This window comes from Mucilaginibacter sp. RCC_168 (assembly GCF_041355315.1).
Taxonomy (GTDB): domain Bacteria; phylum Bacteroidota; class Bacteroidia; order Sphingobacteriales; family Sphingobacteriaceae; genus Mucilaginibacter.
Map to the genome: position 1 here is coordinate 145,425 of NZ_JBFUPN010000010.1, position 23,645 is coordinate 169,069.

At 41.4% G+C, this 23,645-nt stretch carries 16 protein-coding genes and 1 pseudogene; 11 read left to right on the plus strand and 6 right to left on the minus strand.

All coding sequences use genetic code 11. The features are described 5' to 3' along the window. Positions 1–111: 111 nt before the first annotated feature. The 4 genes from AB6735_RS11530 to AB6735_RS11545 all read left to right on the plus strand — a co-directional run bounded on the left by AB6735_RS11530 (position 112) and on the right by AB6735_RS11545 (position 4,904). Positions 112–1,911, plus strand: a complete 1,800-nt coding sequence (locus tag AB6735_RS11530; RefSeq protein WP_370996077.1) for a beta-galactosidase family protein — start codon at positions 112–114, stop codon at positions 1,909–1,911. A 339-nt stretch (positions 1,912–2,250) separates the two neighbouring features. Continuing rightward, the gene (locus AB6735_RS11535) at positions 2,251–2,883 is read left to right on the plus strand and encodes an ankyrin repeat domain-containing protein (protein WP_370996078.1); all 633 of its coding nucleotides are present in this window, start codon (positions 2,251–2,253) and stop codon (positions 2,881–2,883) included. Between the two features lie 101 nt (positions 2,884–2,984). Next, the gene (locus AB6735_RS11540; RefSeq protein WP_370996079.1) at positions 2,985–3,617 is read left to right on the plus strand and encodes a hypothetical protein; all 633 of its coding nucleotides are present in this window, start codon (positions 2,985–2,987) and stop codon (positions 3,615–3,617) included. Between the two features lie 345 nt (positions 3,618–3,962). Continuing rightward, the gene (locus AB6735_RS11545) at positions 3,963–4,904 is read left to right on the plus strand and encodes an NAD-dependent epimerase/dehydratase family protein (RefSeq protein WP_370996080.1); all 942 of its coding nucleotides are present in this window, start codon (positions 3,963–3,965) and stop codon (positions 4,902–4,904) included. A gap of 440 nt (positions 4,905–5,344) precedes the next feature. Here the strand turns inward: AB6735_RS11545 and AB6735_RS11550 are convergent, their stop codons facing one another. The 4 genes and pseudogenes from AB6735_RS11550 to AB6735_RS11565 all read right to left on the minus strand — a co-directional run. Next, the gene (locus AB6735_RS11550) at positions 5,345–6,418 is read right to left on the minus strand and encodes a phosphotransferase enzyme family protein (RefSeq protein WP_370996081.1); all 1,074 of its coding nucleotides are present in this window, start codon (positions 6,416–6,418) and stop codon (positions 5,345–5,347) included. A 149-nt stretch (positions 6,419–6,567) separates the two neighbouring features. Then, positions 6,568–7,614 carry a LacI family DNA-binding transcriptional regulator gene (locus tag AB6735_RS11555; protein WP_370996082.1) on the minus strand — a complete coding sequence of 349 codons (1,047 nt, stop codon included), beginning with the start codon at positions 7,612–7,614 and terminating at the stop codon, positions 6,568–6,570. Positions 7,615–7,821: 207 nt separating this feature from the next. Then, entirely contained in the window at positions 7,822–8,094 is a 273-nt protein-coding gene (locus AB6735_RS11560; protein ID WP_370996083.1) for a DUF1905 domain-containing protein, read from the minus strand. 110 nt (positions 8,095–8,204) lie between these two features. Continuing rightward, positions 8,205–8,333: pseudogene (locus AB6735_RS11565) on the minus strand (SDR family oxidoreductase); the annotation flags it as partial. 362 nt (positions 8,334–8,695) lie between these two features. On the opposite strand from AB6735_RS11565, the gene AB6735_RS11570 reads away from it, so the two are divergent. Then, positions 8,696–9,244, plus strand: coding sequence for an inclusion body family protein (locus AB6735_RS11570; RefSeq protein WP_370996084.1), 549 nt, complete (start codon positions 8,696–8,698; stop codon positions 9,242–9,244). A 90-nt stretch (positions 9,245–9,334) separates the two neighbouring features. Here the strand turns inward: AB6735_RS11570 and AB6735_RS11575 are convergent, their stop codons facing one another. Further along, positions 9,335–10,399: a cobalamin-independent methionine synthase II family protein gene (locus AB6735_RS11575; protein WP_370996085.1), complete on the minus strand. Its 1,065-nt coding sequence runs from the start codon at positions 10,397–10,399 to the stop codon at positions 9,335–9,337. A gap of 493 nt (positions 10,400–10,892) precedes the next feature. After that, positions 10,893–14,909 (minus strand): two-component regulator propeller domain-containing protein, encoded by a 4,017-nt coding sequence (locus tag AB6735_RS11580; protein WP_370996086.1) that lies wholly within the window; start codon positions 14,907–14,909, stop codon positions 10,893–10,895. A gap of 13 nt (positions 14,910–14,922) precedes the next feature. On the opposite strand from AB6735_RS11580, the gene AB6735_RS11585 reads away from it, so the two are divergent. The 6 genes from AB6735_RS11585 (at position 14,923) to AB6735_RS11610 (ending at position 23,520) form a co-directional block, all read left to right on the plus strand. Then, positions 14,923–15,051: a hypothetical protein gene (locus AB6735_RS11585; protein WP_370996087.1), complete on the plus strand. Its 129-nt coding sequence runs from the start codon at positions 14,923–14,925 to the stop codon at positions 15,049–15,051. Positions 15,052–15,524: 473 nt separating this feature from the next. Further along, positions 15,525–16,799, plus strand: coding sequence for a glycosyl hydrolase family 8 (locus AB6735_RS11590; protein WP_370996088.1), 1,275 nt, complete (start codon positions 15,525–15,527; stop codon positions 16,797–16,799). Positions 16,800–16,829: 30 nt separating this feature from the next. Then, complete coding sequence (locus AB6735_RS11595) at positions 16,830–18,803, plus strand: alpha/beta hydrolase-fold protein (protein ID WP_370996089.1); 1,974 nt, start codon at positions 16,830–16,832, stop codon at positions 18,801–18,803. Between the two features lie 29 nt (positions 18,804–18,832). After that, positions 18,833–19,666 (plus strand): sialate O-acetylesterase, encoded by an 834-nt coding sequence (locus AB6735_RS11600; protein WP_370996119.1) that lies wholly within the window; start codon positions 18,833–18,835, stop codon positions 19,664–19,666. Positions 19,667–19,742: 76 nt separating this feature from the next. Further along, positions 19,743–20,945 (plus strand): endo-1,4-beta-xylanase, encoded by a 1,203-nt coding sequence (locus AB6735_RS11605; RefSeq protein ID WP_370996090.1) that lies wholly within the window; start codon positions 19,743–19,745, stop codon positions 20,943–20,945. Between the two features lie 82 nt (positions 20,946–21,027). Then, positions 21,028–23,520, plus strand: a complete 2,493-nt coding sequence (locus AB6735_RS11610; protein ID WP_370996091.1) for a glycoside hydrolase N-terminal domain-containing protein — start codon at positions 21,028–21,030, stop codon at positions 23,518–23,520. The last annotated feature ends 125 nt before the right edge of the window (positions 23,521–23,645 follow it).

Here is a 23,645-nt window from a genome sequence, read left to right on the forward strand (position 1 = left end):
TCAAGTAGTTAGTGTCAAGTATCAAGATACCTTGTCTACTTGATGTTAAAAAAGAAAGAAAAAAGTCATGATACTTGATACTAACTACTTGATACTAAAATAAAATAGACCGTGAAAAAATACCTTTTACCCTTACTCTTTTTATTACCTGTGCTATGTTTCGCGCAGGACAAGCATATTTTCAGCCTCAGTAAAAATGAATTTCTGCTGGATGGCAAACCTTTCCAGATTATCAGCGGTGAAATGCACCCGGCCCGGATTCCGCGCGAGTACTGGCGCGACCGTATCCGCATGACCAAGGCCATGGGTTGCAATACCATCGCCGCGTACATATTCTGGAACTATCATGAGGCTACCCCGGGTGTTTTTGACTTTAAAACGGGCAATCATGATATTGCCGAATTCATCCGCATTTGTAAGGAAGAAGGCATGTGGGTATTGCTGCGTCCCGGTCCGTATGTTTGTGCCGAATGGGATTTTGGCGGATTGCCCTCATGGCTGTTAAAAATTCCCGATATTAAAGTGCGCTGTATGGATAGCCGCTACATGAATGCGGTTAGCCGTTATGTAGCCCGCCTGGCCGCTGAGGTTAAATCCCTGCAATGTACCAATGGCGGCCCTATCATCATGTCGCAGATCGAGAACGAGTATGGTAGTTATGCTAACGATAAAACCTACCTGGAAGCCCTGCGCAAACTATGGTTGCAAAATGGTATTACTGTACCCTTTTATACTGCCGATGGCGCTACACCTTACATGCTGGAAGCCGGTAATATCGACGGCGCGGCTATCGGCCTGGACAGCGGCAGCAGCGACGAGGATTTTGCCCAGGCCACTAAACGTAACCCCAATGTACCATCATTCAGCAGCGAAACTTATCCCGGCTGGTTAACCCACTGGAAAGAGAAATTTGCCAAACCCGATACCAATGGTCTCAAGAAAGAAATTACCTACCTGTTGGAGAAACATAAATCATTTAACCTGTATGTGATACATGGCGGTACCAATTTTGGCTTTACCGCGGGTGCCAACGCTTTTTCGGCTACCCAATACCAGCCCGATCTCACCAGTTATGATTACGATGCGCCCATTAGCGAGCAGGGACAGGCAACACCCAAATACTATATGCTGCGCAACCTCATCAGCAAATATGTAAAATACAAGATCCCGGCGGTGCCGCAGGCCGCTAAACCTATCAGCATACCGGCTATTACTTTAGCGCCGCTCACCAGTATCTGGCAGCAGCTGCCCAAACCCTTCCTGTCGCCGCAACCGCAGCCAATGGAGTATTACGACCAAAACCAGGGTCTGATGCTTTACCGTACCAAGCTCATCGGTCATAAAAAAGGTACCCTTACCATTACCGAACCGCATGATTATGCTATGGTTTTTGTTGATGGTAAACTGATTGATACCGTTTACCGCGACGGCGGCAAATGGAATATCAAGATCCCCGAAAGCAGCAGTAAAGACCCGGTACTGGATATTTTGGTAGAAGGCATGGGCCACATCAACTTTGCCCAGTACATCATCGATCGTAAAGGCATCACCGATCGGGTAACCCTCAATGGCATGACCCTGATGGACTGGCAGATCTACCCTTTACCCATGACCGAAGCTTTCATCAAAACACTGAAACCCGCAAAAGCCGAAGCTGATGCTAAAGGCATGTTCTTTAAAGGAGCGTTTGACCTACGGGAAACCGGCGACACGTTTTTCGACCTGAGTAATTATGCCAAAGGTATTATTTACGTTAACGGGCATAACCTGGGCAGGTACTGGAACACCGGTCCGCAGCAAAGGTTGTACTGCCCGGCATCATGGCTCAAAAAAGGAAGCAATGAAATTATCGTATTTGATTTCCACCAGAACGAAGCCAAAACCATCAGGGGCAAAACGACTTTGGAGTAAGCTATAGAATTAAGAGGTTAGAATCAGGAATCAAGACATCGCCCCATCAAGCGTCCACGCTTGATGGATGTTTAAATAAGCGTCAACGCTTATTTTTATTACTGTGGATGTAAGCGTAGACACTTGAACTGGCGGGTGAACGGTTGAAGCACCTATTGTACAACAGACATTGTTGAAGAAGATCCTTCGCTACGTTCAGGATGACAACTTTATTTGTATAGTTAAAATTTATGAAACGGGTGTCAGCATGATGCCCGTTTTTTGTTGTTATTTTTATAAATAAATAGCTAAATTCAACATAAAAAGTCGTGATACTGGATACTATCTACTTGATACTAAATGAAAACACTTATTGACAATAAAGATTACCAGGGCATTGAGCAGACCCTTTCAAATAATCCAAGTTTGGCTAATGAAGGCCTTCCGTATGATAGTGTGAACACCACTAAGGCTCATCCGCTGCACCGGCTCTGCGATGGGGTGTTTTCCGGAACGTATACCGATGCCGAAGCCGTAAAAATGGCCCGGATATTTTTAGCGCACGGGGCAAATGTCAATGGTAACAGATTGGTAGAAAAACAGGATACACCACTTACAGCCGCGGCAAGCCTGCATGCCGATCAGGTTGCGCTTTTATACATCGAAAACGGCGCCGATTTAAATCACGCCGGCTGTCATGGCGGTACTGCCTTACACTGGGCAGCCTGGTGCGGAAGGGATAAAGTAGTTGAAAAACTGGTACAGCAGGGGGCAGAAATTAATAAAATATGTATCGATTTTAAAGCCACACCGCTCTTTTGGGCTGTTCATGGATTAAAGAACGGAGGCGCAACCACTTCATCCAATTATTTGGAATGCGTCAGGATCCTGGTTCAGGCTGACGCCGATAAAACTATCCCCAATTGTGATGGAAATACGGCTTTTGAATTATTGGATGATGGGGATTTGGAGTTAAAAGAGCTATTGAAATAAATAACAGATATCAGTTGGGGTAATAGGTCATAAAATCGTTTACTTATTATAGATTTGTTAGTACAATACTTATTGCACCAAATTCAATCTAAAAAACCTTCATGAAATTCGATCTGAATTTAAGCGACAAGCTATATGTTCGTAACCTTAGCTCATACCTCACTTTGGCAAAGGACAACCTCAAATCTTTTGAAAAGCAAAACGAAGACTTTGCCGCAAAGCTTGTTGATGAAACTGGCAATTCGGACTGGTTAGAAGAAGGAAGCCGTCTGAATAATATATCATGGTTGTTTCTTAATGCATTGTATATCACTATGTATTCATCATTTGAACATTATTTATTGAAAGCTGCAAAAAAAATTGAACAATTGCCAAATAATAAGATTAGTCTTGAGCATAGCGGACGGGGAGTTTTAAACCAATATATCAATTATTTACACCTCACAGGTAACCTTTCCTCAGCAGATCGCTCAAAATCTCCCTGGGATAAAATATCGCAGTATCAAGATGTAAGAAATTTATTGGTACATAATGGGGGCATTATGCAGAAAGATCTCAATAAGCCACTTGAACAGCATAAGAATTTCAAATTTCTGCAGACACAGGATGTTATCATGGCAGGCAGTTTAGGCCTTATAAGAATAAGAAATATTTTCATATTGGAGTCTTTTGCAAAAGTCTCAAGTAAGATAACAAAAGATATTATGGATGAGTTTAACAAACTCTATGGATAAAGATAGCGAATTCATAAACAGCCTCGCTCCCGAGAGATTAGCGATAGCGTATCTCGTGAGTGGTATGGTTAAAGTCCTCGGCTTTTTTGTTGAGCTGAAAGCTGAAACCATGTGGTCCAAGAGCTGGAAGCCCGCGGTAGTATAGGAAACAAAATAAATTTGTCATGCTGAATGATTGAAGCATCTGTGAGGTGATTGGTATACTGAAGAAGATCCTTCGTTCATCAGGAATGACAAAAGAAAATAAAGATGATGCCGTCATTATCAAACGTTTGTGTAGAAGTTAAGGGCTTCATAAGCCTCTTTTTCGGTTAATGATATCTAATTTCGGTTTTTAAACCGGATATGGATAGTATTTTAGTAATAGGCTCAAACGGGCAAATTGGCACCGAACTGATTGACGCCTTAAAGGAAACCTGGCCCGCGTACCAGGTCATTAGCTGCGATATAAGACCACGTAAGCAGCTGAAGGGCGACTTGTTTGTACAGGCCGATGTTAATGATATAGAGCGGCTTAAAATCATTTTTGAGCGGTATCGCATCAAACAGATATACCTGCTGGCCGCATTGTTATCTGCCACCGGCGAAACCAAGCCCCGCTATGCCTGGGATCTTAACATCAACGGCCTGCTTAATGTGCTTGATCTGTCGGTAGCTTACCGGGTCGAAAAGGTTTTCTGGCCCAGTTCTATCGCGGTATTTGGTCCGGGTTCGGCCAAGGATGATACCCCGCAGTTTGGCGAAAAGGATCCGCAAACGGTTTATGGCTTCAGTAAACTGGCCGGCGAAAACTGGTGCAATTATTACCGCAAGAAATATGGCCTGGATGTACGCAGTATCCGTTATCCCGGCCTCATTAGCTGGAAAGCCGCGCCCGGCGGCGGCACTACCGACTATGCGGTACAGATATTTCACGATGCCATAGCCACCGAAAGCTACCAATGCTTCCTTTCGGCCGGTACGTGTTTGCCCATGATGTATATGGACGATGCTATCCGTGGTACCATCGAGCTGATGCAAACCCCGCTGGAGAAACTAAAAGTATTCCGTTCGTATAATCTGGGTGGTTTTAGCTGTACCCCAGCGGAGCTGGCAGCCGAAATCAGCGAACACATTCCGGGCTTTTCCATCAGCTATCTCAAAAACGACCTGCGCCAACAAATAGCCGACAGCTGGCCGCGATCAATTGACGACACCGAAGCTCAAAAAGACTGGGGCTGGCAGCCCAGGTTTAATCTGGAAGCCATGACCGTTGATATGATCAAACACCTGTTGCTGATGATATAATTAATTATTGAATTAGTGATTTATTGAATTATTGATTTTGCCTGAAATACAATTGATCACCACGGCCTGATAGTTGCAATAATTGCCTGTGGGAACACAGACAATGGGAGAAAAATTCTCCGTGCGTCATTTGCAATACGAATTTGATTATCCTGCAAAATTTCGTATATTTATGGAAAGCCAAACAGCCCGCTCTCTTTTGCCAGAGGAGCGGGCTGTTTGCTTAAAGAACCAAAGGGGAACAAAAATTGGCCGTTTGGTATGTGTTATTTGATAGTCAATAAATTAATACTTTTTAAACTTTTCAAAACACGTCAAAACCGTGATGAAATTTGTTAAAAAGTGTTAAAATGAGGGTTTTTGAACAAATTTTAGGCCGTTTTTACCCGGTTTTTGGCCAGAGAAGTGTTAAAATTTAAGGTTTAAAAAGTTTTTTCACATCATTTGGTCTGACTTTGTGGGGCCGAGACCAACTGCATAAATTTATCTTCGCAGGCTATATATTTTTCTAAAAGGGTAAACTGGTTACGGGCCCTCAGCAGGTTGTGTCCGGGATAGCTGGAGCCATAGTAAATATCATTGTTCAGATAATCGGTCAGAAAGCGGATGGCCTGCATATAGATCATAAATTTGCCGGAATACACAAACAGATCCCGCTCACCTTCGGTTAAGTTGGTATTCATTTCAGACAGGTAGCCTTCTACAATAGCCGCGAAAAAATCTTCGCGCACATGGATAAGAGAAAGGTCCTGTTCTTCCTCATTGGCAGGGGAGAGGTAAGTACGCATCATATCGCCCACATCGCTGATATAGTAACCCGGCATCACGGTATCCAGATCTATGACACAGAGGCCTTTATGGTCGGCATCAAACAAAATGTTACTAATCTTGGTATCATGGTGAACAACGCGTAAAGGAATCAACTGATCGTGCATGATGGATTGGTGCATATCGGCAATATCCCGGTGATGGAAAGCCCGGTCAACAGTGTCCCGGGCTTCAGCTAACCGTTCAACTCCGGCATTTTTTACTACCCGTTTAAAAGTCTCAAACCGGCCAGACAGGTCATGGAAGCCAGCCAGGGTGTAATGCAGGCCACTTACATTAAAGCCAGCCAGCAAATTGGTGAATTTGGCAAACTGACGTGCTGCCTCAAAAGCCTCGTCGCGGGTTTGTACCGTGTTTAAGGTAATGGAGTTTTTGATAAACGGAAACAGGCGATAGTATTCGTTATCGGTATATTTAACCATGTAATCGCCGGTTGTGGTAGGCAAGGATGCTACAAACAAATAATCGGGATAACGCTTTGATAGATAATCGTCTATTTTGTTGGTGTTTTCGGCTATATGTTCTGGTGTTTTAAAAACGTTTTTATTGATCTGTTGCAATATAAACTCGTTATCGTTTTTAAAACCGGTCATTTTCCAGGTTCGGTTGATCAATCCTTCGCCAAATTTTTCAATATGATAATCGTGTGCGATAAGGCCAAAGGATTTTAGGATAACATCAAACATTTACTAAGTTTTTTAAGGTTTTTTGAATGCTTAAACCAAACCTAATTAATAAACCGCTAAATTTTTCACGCAAACGTTTGCCTGTTTTTTTAATTGACAATCCATCAAGATAAGTTCAAAATCAGTGCCCGATTTGAATAGTGTAAAATTCACAATTTCAATGGCTGTTTTTTGGGTTTGTTTTCTATCAGCTGCGACTCAACAATGACGTTGTAATAAGCCTGCACTTCGTCTGGCGATTGCTCTTTGCGGGAAAGAAGATCTAATAAAATATCGGCAGCTTTTTGTCCCTGGAGGTAGGGGAACTGTTCAACCGAAGCCACTGGGGCATAATCCATATAATTGATGATGGGCAAATTGGCGTAACTTACAAATTGCAGGTCTTTATCCAGGTTGATACCAATTGCACGGGCATGTTTTATGGCGTATAAAGACACATAATCATTAAAGGTAACAATAGCCGTAGGTCGGCGTTTGTGCGCAAGTAAACTATCCAGGGCAGCCTGTGTGCCTTCTTCGGTTAAGTTGCAGCCTACTATTAATGAGGGGTCAAACTTTAACCTGTTCTTTGTCATGGCTTTAATATAGCCTTCCTTGCGCTCGCCGCTGGCCGCCAGCGTAGCCGGTCCGTTAATAAGACCGATACTGCGGTGGCCTTTTTGCAATAAGTAGTTTACAGCTTCAATGCTGCCGGTTTCCATATTGCAGGCCACATAATGGATGTTTTTAAGCGGAGGGATACGATCGAAAAATACAACGGGGATATTAAAGCGCTTCAGCATGTCAAAATGAGCAAATGACGAAGTTGATTTAGCCACCGATATCAGCAGACCATCAACACGGGAGTTTTTCATTTTTTCAACCAGCTGTATATCCTTTTCCTCGTTGTCATGTGATTGGGCTATCAAAACTGTATAGTTTCTTTTGTAGGCAGTATCCTCAATAGCGCTGATAGCTGCCGAGAAGAAAGCTTCAGACAGCTCAGGAATAATAACACCGATGGTATAGGTTTTTCCTTTTTGAAAAGATATAGCATTTTGATTAGGCTCGTAACCCAGTTTTTCGGCCAGTGCCTGCACCTTCAATTGGGTAGTAATACCAATAGTAGGATGTTTGTGCAAGGCTCTTGAAACTGTTGATACAGAAACATTAAGAATTTTAGCTATTTCTTTTATGGTGGCTGGTTTTCCGGTCATTATCAGTTTTAGTAATCATTAAAATTAGTAAAATGCTTTTAAACTGTCAATTTAAGCAAGATGTTTATTGAAAAATTAGGGGCGCAGGAAGCATGATAAACAGTTTATTTCCACGCAAACGTTTGTTTCTGGTTACAATTGAAATTGCGATCAGGCAATAAAAAAATCCGGTATGAAAATGTCGGATTAAAAAATTATGTGTAATGATTAAATACGCTCCAGCAAGCTAATCGATACCGTATCACCTGCATTTTTACCTATAAGTTTACGTAGGTCGGCTTTGATGGGTAATTTATGTGTACCATCGCCCAGGGCCATAAACGAGCTTTGGAAAGGATGCCCATCAACCGTGGCTTTAATTTTTACCAGGCCACGGGTGCCAAAAAAGCTAACCGAATCCGGCCAGATCAAATAAGTCCAGCCCCCTTTATTAGGGCTTTTCAACAGCGTTGCTGTAAATTGTTTATTTAAAGTGCTCATATTGTATTATTTAAATTGATAATACAAAGTTAATGTGTTGGTCCTGAGAGCGCTGGGGGTGAACACGACTTTTAAAGATAGTTTCGCGACATACTGTGCTTTATATTAATTTAAGCCATGCCTCCGTCGCAGCTTACTACTTTGCCGGTCATGTATTCGTTACCTGCTAAAAACAGGATCACGTTGGCTACCTCATCGGGTTTGCCTATACACCCTATAGGGATATCGGTAGCATATTGCTTAAAGGCTTCCTGTTTTCATACTTAACATTTTACCTGCCATGAAAATATGTAATTTAATGATAATCCCTGAACAGGCGGGCCATTTTGTACAAATTGGGTTTGATCAGCTTAACGCAAAAGTATCCCATGTCATTAATAACGGTTTATGCAATATTAAATATCGGTGCAATTGCTTTTATAAATCAAAGTGTTTGAACGTATAAATACTCATTTTTTTCATACGGTATTTATACGCTAAACGGGTTGGATATTTAATGCCAGGTTTGTGCAGCACAGGGAATAAGAAAAATAGGTCGTGAAGACGCAGTCTTTTCTCCTGTTAAGCTTAAAAAAACACCTGCGTTTTTAACCGTACTATTGTGGCAATTTATAATGAGCTTCTTTCTTCCTCACAGGAAATAATCAATATCCAGATCGTTATTGATACCGATGCGATCACTACTGATTATCCAAATCCAAGTAAAGATCCCGCCAATCCAACCGGTTTGCCACATAATTATATGTACATGGTTGCCACCAGGAGTGATGTTATTACCGGTTCAGGAACGGCAAACCTGACCATAAAGGCCAATGTTGGAGACATAATTCGATGGCATGCTGTTTCTGAAAATAGCAATTTCGACTCTGCAGTAGTAATTTACAACTTAAGCCAGTTTGGGGGGACAACCGTATTTAATAATTTAACTTTTAGTGTTTATACCCGGCAAGGTATTTTACCCATTGATTGCGCTACGTTACCGGTAGATTTTTCCACACAGAATTTTTGGTTTAACCAGGCTAATGTGATCAATACCGGAACAGAATACTATACTGTTCAGTTTGCATTATACGTTCGCCAAACCGATTTTGCGGATCCGGTATTGTTTGGCTATTACTACTGGAATCCAACAGTTACGGTACAAAATTAGCTGCCCTATTCACCATAACAATAAAAGCCCAGGTTTTATCCGGGCTCTTATTGGTTCAATAAAATTTTTGAGGAAGGCTTACTGTAGTTTTCAATTAGAAAGTATTTTCTCGGCTAATCGGGTGCCGTTTACCCGGGCTCGGATCTTTGAAAATGCGATGTCTCTTGCGGTAGAAGTATCATCACCAAAAGGTGAAAAACCACAATCATCGGTAGTGCCCAATTGCTGAACAGGAATTATTTGCGTGGCTTCAAGGATCAGGTCGCTGATCTGCTCCGCTGTTTCTACCTTTGGATCAAGCACATTGGTGACCCCTAAAAATACGCGTTGATTTGGTTTCAGATTGGCTTTTATCGATTCAAGAACGGTTTTCTTATCCTTTTCGGCAGCATATTCCAGGTAAAAATTACCAGCGTGTAATTTAAATAACAGAGGAAGCAGTTCGGTATAAGGAATATCAGCGCTGTGGGTAGAATCATGATCGCCACCAGGACAAGTATGAATGCCTATTCGTTTTTGCTCTTCGGGGGTAAATTTATCAAGCACCTGGTTGTTTAGATCAATAAACGCCGAGAGCAGATGCTTGCTTGGATCTAACTTTATAGCCAAACGTGCCTCTGTAAAATCAATTTGCACATTGTACGCCCCATTGTTCAAACACGTTCTGATATCATAGGCCGCGTCATTGACCAGGTGTGTTAAAAATTGTTCACGCGAATAGCCATCAATACCATCCTGCGGATAAAGCAAGCTCATGGCCGAGCAGGAAATAACCGCTTGTTTTATAGGAAGGGACGAAAATTGTTTGGCTTTTTGCAGGTATGAATTAGCAAAGGTAGTATAATGAAAGGGCCCGGCGGTAAGTTTAGGTAATTGCCGGATATGGCCGTCGGCAAAAGGAATGATCACACCATCGGGAGCAAAACTTTTAAAACCTTGCAAAGGATAAGTAACAAAGCTTGGTTTAGACTGTTCACCATCAGAAATTATAGGCGAACCCGTGGTTTCCAGTTCTTTGATCGTTTCCTGAGTAGCCTGGTCAAATAATTTGTTTAATTCTTCAGCTTTAATTTGTCCGGCCCCAAAGGCAGTCATAGCCTGCTGCAAATAGGCGGGACGGGGAATGCTCCCAATAGGTTCTGTTAAGATCTTCATAGTTTGGTTTAAGATTGTTCATAAAGTTAATTTTTTTAGGTATTGCCACACAGGGAATTGTATAATAAATTATTGCAACGTTTAAGCCAGAACTTTGGCTAAGCAATAAGATTATTATAATTAGCCCTTGAATAAAACTTTACAACAAAGTAAAATATGCCTTATTATTTGAGTTTTAAAGATTCGGCACACTTTGGCAGGTTTTTCAAAAAGCACATCTTATTTTCTACTTCCGATTCTAAAAAACTTAACTCCATTTCAGGTAGCCGATCAAGAAATTACCCGTAGTAAGTGTTTGCCATTGAGCGACTTGACCGCACCCTCAAAATCAAATAAGGGTATAAGATTTATTCTATTTGGAATTAACACCACTTCACCTTTAACTCGGTATTAAAGGCTATAAAGTTATTGCTACCCTCTTCACCTTAAAAGAACACTCGCTGATCTGCCTGGCATAAAGAAGCGTAATTATAAATTGTTTAAAAACACTTTTCTATGCCATCACACTACTATTCTCCGCTTTTCTATAATCGGATGGAAGCATATTAAACTTCTCTTTAAACGATCGGGAAAAATAATGCGGTGTAGCAAAACCCGCTTCATAGGCTATTTGTGTAACAGTCATATCACTCTTCAGAAGCAATATTGCGGCCCGGTCGAGTTTATATGAGCGGATAAATTCAACGGGGGGAAGACCGGTAAGCTCAAATATTTTGGTGTAAAGTGCTCCCCGGCTCATCGCCAAATGTTCGCTGAGATCTACAACGGAAAATTTTGGATTATTTAAGTTGTTGTCTATGTAATTCACTACCCTTTTTAAAAATTTCTCTCCGCTCGACGCCACCTCCATGTCCGCATGAATAACTTTTAATTGCTTTTTATAGGTGTTTTTAAGCATGGCATTGAGATGTAAAAGATTTTTGATCTTGATATTTAAAATTTCAAAATTAAAGGGTTTGGTCAAATAATCGTTTGCTCCTGATTCGAGTCCTCTCAGCTGCTCATCTTCGCCTGTGCAGGCGGTAAGCATGATCAATGGAATGTGGCTGGTACGTTTATCGGCTTTTATTTTCCTGCTCAGCGTAATGCCATTCATAAATGGCATAGTTATATCGCTAATAATCAAATCTGGATGGCATGATAGCGTTTTATCCCAACCCTCTATGCCATTTGAAGCCTCAACAATTTTATATTGGGTCATTAAACTATCTTTAACATAATAACGAAATTCATCGTTATCTTCCACAATAAGCAGCACCGGCATGTCTGTAATTGTCTGCGCAATATTTCTTTTAATATGGATATTCTTTTCTTCAACATCTGTTTTAACCGGCAGCTGAATTTCCATTGACCGGTTAGCAAAAACTTCAAGAGGAATTAACACAGTGAAATCTGAACCTTTTCCTAATTCACTTTCAACAGTAATGCTGCCACCGTGCATTTCAATAAACTCTTTAGTGATAGAAAGACCGATTCCGCTTCCAGGATTTACGTTTACTATATTAGGATCCCCTGCCTGATAAAACCGTTTAAATATTAAATGTTTTCTCTCCGGGTCAATGCCAATACCGGTGTCAGTTATTTTAAATTCCAACACCGTTTTATCTATGTTGGATGTGGGATGCCTGGTAATATTTACAGAAACACTCCCTCCGGGTAATGTAAATTTGAAAGCGTTGGAGAGCAGGTTAAATAAAATACGCTCTACCTTGTCATGATCAAACCGTACGAACAATTTTTCCTGAGGGGCCTTATAATTAAAAGTGATGTTTCTCGATTCTGACAAATCATGAAAAGAATCTACAACGTCACTTATGAATGAAATTATTTCACCTTCTGTTAGGCTAAGCTTTAATTCTTGCTCTTCTAATTTGCGGAAATCTAAAAGTTGATTCACCAAATTCAACAACCGCCGTGCATTTCGCCGTATCACTGCCAATTGGCCTATGGTTTGCTCGTCCTTGTGTTCTGTTAATAACTTATCTGCAGGTGCCATGATCAGTGAGATTGGTGTGCGGAATTCATGACTAAGGTTGGTAAGAAATTTAATCTTAAGTAAGTCAAGTTCATGTAGTCGTTCCGCTTCCTTTCTTTCCTGTTCAAGCGCAAGTTTGCTTTTTAATTTTTTTATACCCCGATGGCGGATGAACAGAAGCGCGCCCACAGCTATCAGTGCATATAGCAAATAGGCGTACCAGGTCATCCATATCGGGGGATGAATCACGATGCGGATTTGTGCACCCACGTTGTTCCATATTCCATCGTTATTGCAAGCCCGCACTACAAACAGGTATTCTCCCGGGTCTAAATTGGTATAATACGCAGTTGTAGCCGAACCTACATAATTCCAGCTTTTATTGAACGATTTAAGAATGTAGGCGTACCTGTTCCGCTGGGGAAGCGTAAAATTAATTGCAGAATAACTGATTGAAAAATTTTCCTTGTAATTCAGGTCAATCTGCTTCGCTACCGAAATATCTTGCTTAAGTGGCGAGTTACTGCCAGATAATATTATGTTATTATTTACTTTAAGGGTGGTTAAAAATACCGGAGGGGCATTGTTGTTACTTTTTACATCCTGTTGCGGATCAATGTAATTAAAGCCCTTGGCCCCGCCAAAGAAAAGCAGGCCTTTAGTTGACCGGAGGCCTGATCCATCAATGAACGCGTCATTTTGCAACCCATTGCAGGAAGAATAATGAGTGAACTTTTTTGATGCCGCATTAAGCATACATATTCCTTTGTCAGTACTTAGCCATATATTGCCGCTATAGTCCTCCAGCAGTTTGTGCACTACCCCGTCTGGCAGTTCATCTGGTGCGGAATAATTAACCAATTTTTTTTGGTTGTGATTAAAACAATATAGCCCATCCCCGGCAGTGCCAATCCACATATTGCCATTATGGTCCTGCAACAGCGAAAATGTGCGATCAATCGCCATTCCGGTATTCTTATCATTATACACCCGGAACTTTTGAGTTGCAGGATTTAAAACGGCTATTCCACTGCCATAGGTGCCAATCCAGATATTTCCCTTATCATCCTCTTCAATAGCTCTGATAAAACCATTAACAGGCAGCTGCCTTTCGCCGGGTGAGGTTGGAGTTGATACGTACTTTAAAAAGGTTTTTTTATCAGGGTCAAACACATTAATTCCACCGCCATTGGTTCCTATCCAGATCCTGCCCTTGCTGCTTTCCTTCAAACAAAAAATTTCGTTGTGGTTTATATGTGCGTCATCTTTTCCGGCATTTAATTGTTGGTACTCGCCAGTTTTTGTATTGTAAATGAACAGGCCATGCTGAAAAGTGCCGATCCAAAGTTGTTGATTGCGGTCAAGCATCATACTTAATATAGGAAGGCCGGCAGAATTACTTTTCGTTTTAGATTTTATAGCAATATGGCTGAACAAACCGCTTTTGATATGAAAAAGATTCAAGCCTCCGCCATCTGTTCCAACAAACAGATCGCCATCCTTGTTCTCGGCAAATGATGAAACGAAAGGGGCGCTTAGTCCGGCAGGATCATAAGCATTATTTTGCTTTGAATTAAATAGGGTAAGGTTTCTGTCATACTTATCCACACCTCCCTGGTAAGTGCCAAGCCAATAAATTCCCTGAGGATCATTATAAATGCAACGGATAGATTTGCTGCTTACGCTGAATTTATCCCTGTCGTCGTGATTATAGCGTTTTGCCTTTCCAGATACCGGATCTAAAATATTCAAACCGCCTTCGGTGCCTACCCAAATTTTATTACCGTTTGCGGCTATGCTATAAATAAGGTTGCCGCTTATTGTACTATCATCACTGGGTTGGTATTTGAAATTTCTAAAAGTTTTTAAATCAGGCGACAAACAGCTTAGTCCATCATTAGTTCCTATCCATAACCTGTGCTGGCATTCAGCTATGGTATTTATTCCCTCATTTGGGATACTTAAGGGGTCGTTGTTTTTATGTTTAAAGGCAATAAAGTTGTTTGAGCCCTCATTATAAAGATAGAGGCCTTTATCCGTACCAATCCACATTCGGCTCTGGCTATCTCTGAAGATGGATAATATGATACCCGAACGGAGTTGCCCGGGTTTGTGTTCGTCGGTCTTGTAAAATATTTCTTTTTTTGTTTTGGGGTCAAGTACGCACAGGCCTTCTATCATACCAATCCAAAGGCGGCCATGGTTATCACCGTAGATAGATTTTATATAGCTGTTTGCAAGACGTCCATCTGCGGAACGCTCCTGATAGGGCCGAAATTGGTCCTGAGAGCGGTCGAGATAGTATAAGCCGCCCCCCATTGTAGCTACCCAAAACTGCCCTGCTTCATCCTCATACATGCTGCTCACTTCTTTAGAGTGATAGCCTGATTTGTCTGCCGGATCAAAACGATATGTCTTATGCTCCATACCGTCAAATCTGTCAAGCCCATCGGCGGTTGCAAACCATAAAAATCCGTAACGGTCCTTTATGATCGCATTAATCGTATTCGAGAGCAAACCGTCGTGAGATGTCATTACAGTAAATCGGATGGCCTGCCCGCTACATGGAATAGTGATACTGAGTGATATCGTTAATATAATTAAAAACAACCAGGTAACCGTAGTTCGCTTAAATGATAAGGGAGTATTTAACATATCAGATGCCATTACTTTTTAAAAATTGTACACACATCCGCTTGTTAACAGATAAGTGTACTGATAAAATAAATTTTCGAAAAATGAGGTTTATAACGGTGCGGATTCAAGCATTAAGTAAAATCGCACAATGTAAATTTAAGCGATAAATTGATAATAAACAATCGATTGCGTAATAATAATGTTACCAGTCCAATGTTTTAAGCTCTCCATTTCAACCAAAGTGTTGATTTCTTCAACATTTGTGGCACGCCAAGTTCTATTTACAAAATACTTTTGGTCAAAATTTAATGAACAATTGTTGGAGTATGTGGCATTGGAAGGCAACTAAATCGACGTTCATGCGGCGGTTGGGTAGAATAATACAGAAAACAATTTAAACGAATAAGTGAAATTTCTGAAAAGCTTGATGGCCACAATACCCCTAAACGAAACAGACAGCGGTTTTAAAACATTCGGCGGGCGAGTTAATCTTTATTAAACCACAATTTGAGTATGAAAAAAATAGTGTTATTGTATGTAATAGTTGCCTTGCTGCCTGCCTGGGCAAATAGTCAAAGTCAGAAAGCTTTAAAAAAAATGCCGGTTAAAGGCGCTTTCGCTTCCGGCATTTATCCTGATCTTTTTCATGAAGCGGGATATAGCAAAAGGGATATAAATATTAAAGTGGCGAAAGCTTACCATGATGTGTTTGAAGGCCCCAACAAGGTTTATTTCGAGGTAGGCGATTCAATGGCATATGTGTCTGATGTAAAAAATCACGATGCCAGAACAGAGGGTCTTTCATATGGTATGATGATAGCTGTGCAGCTTAATAAAAAAGATGTTTTTGACCGTATATGGCGGTGGTCAAAAAAATATCTTCAACACCAGGACGGGCCAAGCAAAGGATATTTTGCCTGGAGCATTAATCCTCAAACGATGAAACATAATTCGGAAGGTTCGGCATCTGACGGAGAATTATACTATATCACCGACCTTCTTTTTGCCTCTAACCGGTGGGGAAATAACACAGGCATTAATTATTATGACGAGGCCAGGATAATACTGGATGCGATGTGGAAAAAAGATGGTACCGGGAACGTTCATCCTTTAATAAACCTTGCGGCGAAACAAATTTCCTTTGTGCCCGAAGGCGCCGGGTATGAATGGACAGATCCATCCTATGATTTACCTGCATTTTACGAGGTATGGGCGCTTTATGCAAAAGACGGCCATGAACAATTTTACCGGGATTGTGCAGACACCGCAAGAGTGTTTTTACACAGGGCCTGCGACCCTGTTACAGCACTTAATCCTGACAATACTCATTTTAATGGTAAGGCACTCGGAGGGAGCCGGTTGCCGCCAGCTTTTCGTTTCGACTCCTGGCGCGTGCCCATGAATATTGCAATGGATTATGTGTGGTTTGGCAAGGACAAAAAGTGGCAGCAAAATTATGCAAAGCGTCTTCAAAACTTTTTACGATCAAAGGGAATAAATGATTTTGAGGATCAGTTTAATACAGATGGATCTACGCCTGCCTTTATTCTACCCGCAGGAGGAGTTAGGAAGTTAAGGCATTCATTGGGATTGGTGGCCACCTCTGCGGCGGCCTCGCTCATGATCACCGATAATACAAAATTCGATTTTGTTCGACCTCTTTGGAACGCTAAGCTTGAGCCGTATGCAGATGGATATTTCGATCCATATTATGACGGCTTGTTATATTTATTCAGCCTGATGCACCTAAGCGGCAAATACCAGCTTATAAAACCACAAACCAATTGACAATTTATTTACCTATCAACAATATTAACAATGAACAGACTACAACATATTAAACAAATTTTGTTTGCGGCAAGCGCCTTTCTTTTGTTTAACATACCAGCTTATTCACAAGATGTAATTCACCAGGCACGAGCAGGTTTTGATGTATTTCGTGCAGATATTCCACATGGCAAAATTGACACCATTACTTATCAATCAAAAACCGTAGGCAATACCCGCCGTGCGCTTATTTACACGCCTCCCGGATATTCTAAAAGTAAAAAATACCCTGTATTGTATCTTTTGCATGGTATTGGTGGCGATGAAAAAGAATGGTATAACGGTGCCAGCCCCCAGGTGATATTGGATAACCTATATGCGGACGGTAAAATTGTACCCATGATAGTAGTGTTGCCGAATGGCAGGGCTATAAAGGACGACCGTGCTACTGGAAATATTATGGCACCCGATAAGGTGCAGGGATTTGCCGTTTTTGAAAAAGATTTGCTGAACGATCTGATACCATTTATTGATAGTAAATACCGCGTATATACTGATAAGGATCACAGGGCAGTGGCCGGCCTTTCAATGGGAGGGGGGCAATCATTAAATTTCGGCCTGGGAAACCTTGATGTATTTTCATGGGTTGGTAGTTTCTCCGCAGCACCCAATACTAAAAAACCCGAAGAATTGGTTCCTAACCCCGATGCGGCAAAAAGTAAACTGAAGTTACTTTGGATATCCTGTGGATCAAGCGATGGGTTAATTGCATTCAGCAAACGAACTCATGATTACCTGGTAGAAAAAAACGTACCGCATATCTATTATATAGAACCTGGTGTTCATAACTTTAAGGTTTGGAAAAACGGCTTATATATGTTTTCACAACTGATTTTTAAGCCCGTAAATGTTTCAACATTTCCCCAATATTCTTATAACGAAGTGGGTATACCGGCGTCTACTAATATTCCGGGGGTAAAGTACCCGCAAATATTTCCAGACAATACAGTTTTTTTTCGTGTAAAAGCACCGGAGGCAAAGAGCATTCAGATTGACTTGCTGAAAAAATACCCAATGACTAAAGACACCGGGGGGTATTGGACAGTAACTACCGACCCAATTGCATTAGGATTCCATTACTATTCATTGATAATTGATGGTGTATCTGTTGTCGACCCGGCCAGTCAAACTTTTTACGGTATGGGGAGAATGGCAAGCGGTATCGATATCCCTGATCCGGAGGGTGATTTTTATGCTGTTAAGGATGTGCCTCACGGTGAGGTGCGTTCAGTAAATTACTACTCCAGCATAACAAAGGCATGGAGACGGGCAAACGTATACACGCCCCCCGGCTATGATATACAAACCGAAAAGAGATATCCTGTACTTTACTTACAGCATGGTTCAGGCGAAGACGAAACCGGCTGGCCTGTACAAGGTAAAATGAATTTTATAATGGACAACCTGTTTGCCATGAAACAGGCAACGCCTATGATAGTTGTTATGGATAGGGGGTATGCTACAGATCCAACACAACCTGTAACCAGCACGCCCCGGGGAATGAGCATGGCAGGCAATGTTTTTCCGGATGTGCTTGTAAAGGAAATTATACCGATGATTGACGCAAAATTCAGAACGCTTGCCGATCGCGACCACCGCGCTATGGCAGGGCTTTCAATGGGAGGGTTTCAAACTTTTCAGACTACCATGACCAACCTTGACAAGTTTGCCTATGTGGGAGGTTTTAGCGGCGCGGGCTTTATGCAGCCGGGAACTGATATAACTAAAATGTACAATGGTGTATTTGCCGATGCAAATGCTTTTAACAAAAAGGTTAAAGTGCTTTATTTAAGTGTCGGAACTACCGAACCCGAAAGAATGCAAACCACTGTAAAAGGATTTCATGAGGCGCTTGAAAAAGCAGGCATTAAGCAGGTATTTTACGAATCGCCGGGAACTGCACACGAGTGGCAATCATGGAGGCGCTCCTTAAACCAGTTTGCAAGCCTGATATTCAAAAATTGAGTTCAAGCATGAAAATGAAGCTTAGATTCATGGCAGTGGCATGCTTCACATTGTTGAGCCTGAAAAGTTTTTCACAAGACAAGAACTTTTACATATTTATTTGCTTTGGCCAATCAAATATGGAAGGTAATGCAAAAATTGAAGCCGAGGATACTACTGCCGTTGATAGCAGGTTCCGGATGCTGCAGGCTGTCGATTGTGCAGACAGAGGTCGGGTAAAAGATAATTGGTACACAGCCGTACCGCCATTGACGAGGTGCAAGACGGGCTTAACTCCGGCAGATTATTTCGGCCGGACTTTGGTGGCTAACTTACCTGAAAAAATAAGGGTAGGTATAATAAATGTTTCTGTGGCCGGTGCCAAAATCGAAGTTTTTGAAAAGGATAGTTATCAATCATATCTTGCAACGGCTCCCGGCTGGATGAAAGGTATAGTTGCTGAATATGGCGGAAATCCATACGCAAGGTTGATAGAGCTGGCCAGATTAGCTCAAAAGTCAGGCATAATTAAAGGTGTTTTATTACACCAGGGAGAATCGAACACAAACGATACGCTATGGACAAAAAAAGTAAAGGGAATTTATGATAATCTGATCAGGGATTTAAACCTGAAACCTAAAAAAGTGCCTTTACTTGCAGGCGAGGTAGTAAATGCAGACCAGGGCGGTGTTTGCGCTATGATGAATAAAATTATTGCAACTTTACCTCAAACAGTTGCTAATTCATACGTTATTTCTTCAGCAGGTTGCGCCTGCTCCTCCGATCATTTGCATTTTACTGCCGATGGGTACAGGTTATTAGGAAAACGATACGGCGATGCGATGCTTTCCTTGTTGGGTTACAAGCATAAAGAAAACCACTAAACTTTAACCAGTTAAAGATGTGCAATGCTTAACGATGTAAACACAATAAGATTTTCAATAAAAACATTAACGATCTATGAACTTTTCGACTGTCAATAAAAAAAATGTTCGGGGCATCCCGCTCCCGGTAATTGCTTTTATTATTTTATTGTTTGTTCAATGTACACCAAAACATCAGGTGGCTTCATCATCCCAGACAGGTACAATAGCCGGTCATCCGGATAAGGGTTTAAAAGATTATTATAAAAACTATTTTCCAATTGGCGTAGCGGTTAGCATGGCTTCCTTACATGGCCCTGATTCTGCATTAATTATCAAAGAATTTAACAGTATAACGCCCGAGAATGATATGAAGATGGGACTGATACATCCGTCGGAAAGTATTTATCATTGGGCAAATGCAGACAAAATTGTTGATTTTGCAGCGAGCCATCATATTAAAATACGAGGGCACAACTTATGTTGGCACAATCAGGAAGCTGCATGGATGTTTAAGGGGCCAAACGGAGAGCCGGTTACCAAAGAATTGCTGCTAAAGCGTTTGAAGGATCATATTTTTGCTGTAGCAGGGAGGTACAAGGGGAAAATTTATGCCTGGGATGTGGTTAACGAGGCAGTTGATGACAGCAATGATACAACGCAGGTATATCGTAAAAGCAACTGGTACAACATATGCAATGGTCCCGACTTTATAGCCGCCGCCTTTAGATATGCGCATGAAGCCGATCCGCAGGCTAAGCTATACTACAATGATTATAACAGTGAACATCCGGTAAAGAGAGAAAAAATATATAAATTGTTAAAAAAATTGATTGAAGACCGCGTGCCGATTGATGGGGTGGGCATGCAGGCGCACTGGAAGTTGAATGACCCATCGCCCGATGAATTGCGTAAGGCTTTGGACGAAGTAACTTCGTTAGGTTTAAAGGTACAATTTACCGAATTGGATATTACTGTACGCCTACCACAATCAACACCTTCGCCCGGAACAACGCCGCAAGGTGCTGGCCAGGGTTATACGCCAGAATTGGAAGCCAGGCAAATAGCGCAATACAAAATGGTGTTCGATATTTTCAGGCAATATAAAAAGTTTATAACAAATGTTACTTTCTGGAATGTGTCTGACAGATATAGCTGGTTGGACGGAAGAGGTGGCGGATTAATGGGCGGAGCGGCAGCAGGCTCAAATACATCACGCCAGATTATCAAAGCCTATCCCTTATTGTTTGACGAAAACCGGCAACGTAAAAACGCTTACTGGTCTGTGGTGAATTTTTAGTCGCGTTTTACTATACAGTGTGATAAAATAAAAGATATATAATTGCAGTACTATAAACATTGCGTATTACAAACCAAAATATATGATAGGATTAGTTAATAAAATAGCATGCCTATGCACTGTGGCATTATTGATCTTTTCATCAGTGCAAGCTCAACAAAAAAATTATACCGATAAAAAAAACAGCGTATCTGATGGCTCAGGGCGATATAAACTATGGTATAATCAACCAGCTAAAAACTGGAATGAGGCCCTTCCTCTTGGAAATGGTTTTATTGGAGGGATGGTGTTTGGCGATGCAAAAAATGAACGTATTCAACTCAATGAATCAACCATATGGGGAGGAGGACCCAATAATACGATCGACTCAAATGCAAGGCCATACATTAATCAGGTGAGGCGGCTGCTTGCAGAGAAAAAGTATGCCGAAGCGCAGGAATTAGCTAACAGTAAACTTGGGCCAAAGGGTAATAGTGGCATGCCATACCAACTGGCAGGTAATTTATATCTCAGCTTTCCTGAAACGGGTACAGTTGGCAATTATTATCGCGATCTGGATATCGCGAATGCCAAAGCTACAGTAAAGTATACTTTAAACGGAGTTAACTATAAAAGAGAGTTTTTTACGTCGTTCGGCGCAAACGTGTTTATGGTAAGGCTTACGGCCGATAAGCCAGGCATGATTAGCTGTAAGTTAAAACTTCAAAGCCCTCTTAAAACTTCAGTCGCCATAAACGATGAAAAAATACTGGTTTTATCTGGCCAGGGCAGTGAGCACGAAGGACAAAAGGGGCAAATCAAGTTCAATGTGCTCACCAGGGTTAAAAATTCCGGAGGCACAAACGTTGCAGATACTTCGAGCATTACTATTGCAAATGCAGATACAGCGGTGATCTATCTTTCTATAGCCACCAATTTTATCAACTATCATGATGTTTCAGCAAATTCCATGCTTAGGGCAAAAAATATTTTAAACAAGGCCTATCAGCACGATTTCGATGAATTGTTAAGTAAAAGTACCAGATATTATCGCTCGTATTTTGATAGAGTTAAACTTGATCTTGGTATAGATAGCGCTGCAAAACAGCCCACAGACATCCGCATCCAAAATTTTTCTAATAATAATGATAAACAATTAGCCGAGCTATATTTTCAATACGGTCGCTATCTGTTAATTTGTTCATCTCAACCGGGATCGCAGCCAGCCAATTTACAAGGTATCTGGAACGGCGAACTTAAGGGGCCTTGGGACAGTAAGTATACGATTAACATAAATACCGAAATGAATTACTGGCCAAGTGAGGTAACCCAGTTAGCAGAATTAAGTACCCCGCTTTTTAATATGATCAGCGATTTGTCGGTTACCGGCACGCCAACCGCAAAAATAATGTACGGAGCACGTGGATGGGCATTACATCATAATACAGACATTTGGCGCATAACCGGTGTTGTAGACGGTGCTTTCTGGGGGTTGTGGCCAACCTCAAATGCATGGCTTTGCCAACATCTGTGGGAACATTATTTATACTCGGGCGATAAGAAATTTTTAAGACAATATTATCCGATAATTAAAGCTGCTGCCGAGTATTACATTGATGCCCTTCAAAAAGAACCTGAACATGGCTGGCTGGTAGTGTCACCCTCAATTTCGCCCGAGCACGAATATATCGATGGAAAAAACCAGGTTTCTGTCACTGCCGGTGCCACTATGGATAACCAGTTAGTTTATGGATTATTTACTGATGCCATAAGAGCTGCAGCCGAATTAAATATTGACAAGGTATTTGCAGATAGCCTCGCCATGTATCGCAGTCAATTGCCTCCAATGCAAATTGGAAGATATGGGCAGTTACAGGAGTGGTTGGAAGATCTTGACCGTACGGATGATCATCATCGCCATGTTTCTCATCTATATGGCTTGTTTCCAGGAAACCAGATATCTCCTTTTACGCAGCCGCAACTTTTTGCCGCTGTAAAAAACTCGCTTATTTATCGTGGTGATGTATCAACCGGGTGGTCCATGGCTTGGAAGATCAATCTATGGGCACGTTTATTGGATGGCAATCACGCCTACAAGCTTATTAAAGATCAAATAAAGCCTATAAGTGCGAATTCTGGCGGTACTTATCCTAATTTATTCGATGCTCATCCTCCGTTTCAGATTGATGGAAATTTCGGCTGTACTTCCGGTATAGCAGAAATGCTTTTGCAAAGTCATGATGGTGCAATTTACCTATTGCCGGCATTGCCTGATGAATGGAAGGATGGCAGTATATCAGGATTAATGGCAAGGGGTGGTTTTAAAATTGATATGAAATGGGCCAACCACAAAATTATCAAATTGACTATTCATTCTTCGCTTGGCGGAAACTGCCGTCTGCGTGTTAATCAACAGATTGGCAGCAAATTGCTAACAGCAGCAAGTGGTATAAATAAAAACCATTTTTACCAGGTAATGGATTTAAAACAGCCGATTGTAAAAAGTGACGATAAAAATATTACAGCTAAACTGACGAAATCCTGGGTATATGATATTCAGACACGTCCCGGTGAAACGGTTATTATTAACAATTGAAATCAGGAAAGCGAAATGAGATTGCGGCAGTCGTAATAGAAAGGTAATCCAATTAAGGTAACCATAACCAGACGACGTGTGAATTGACCTGTTATCCAAGTTAGCGATGATACGCGGGTCAAACT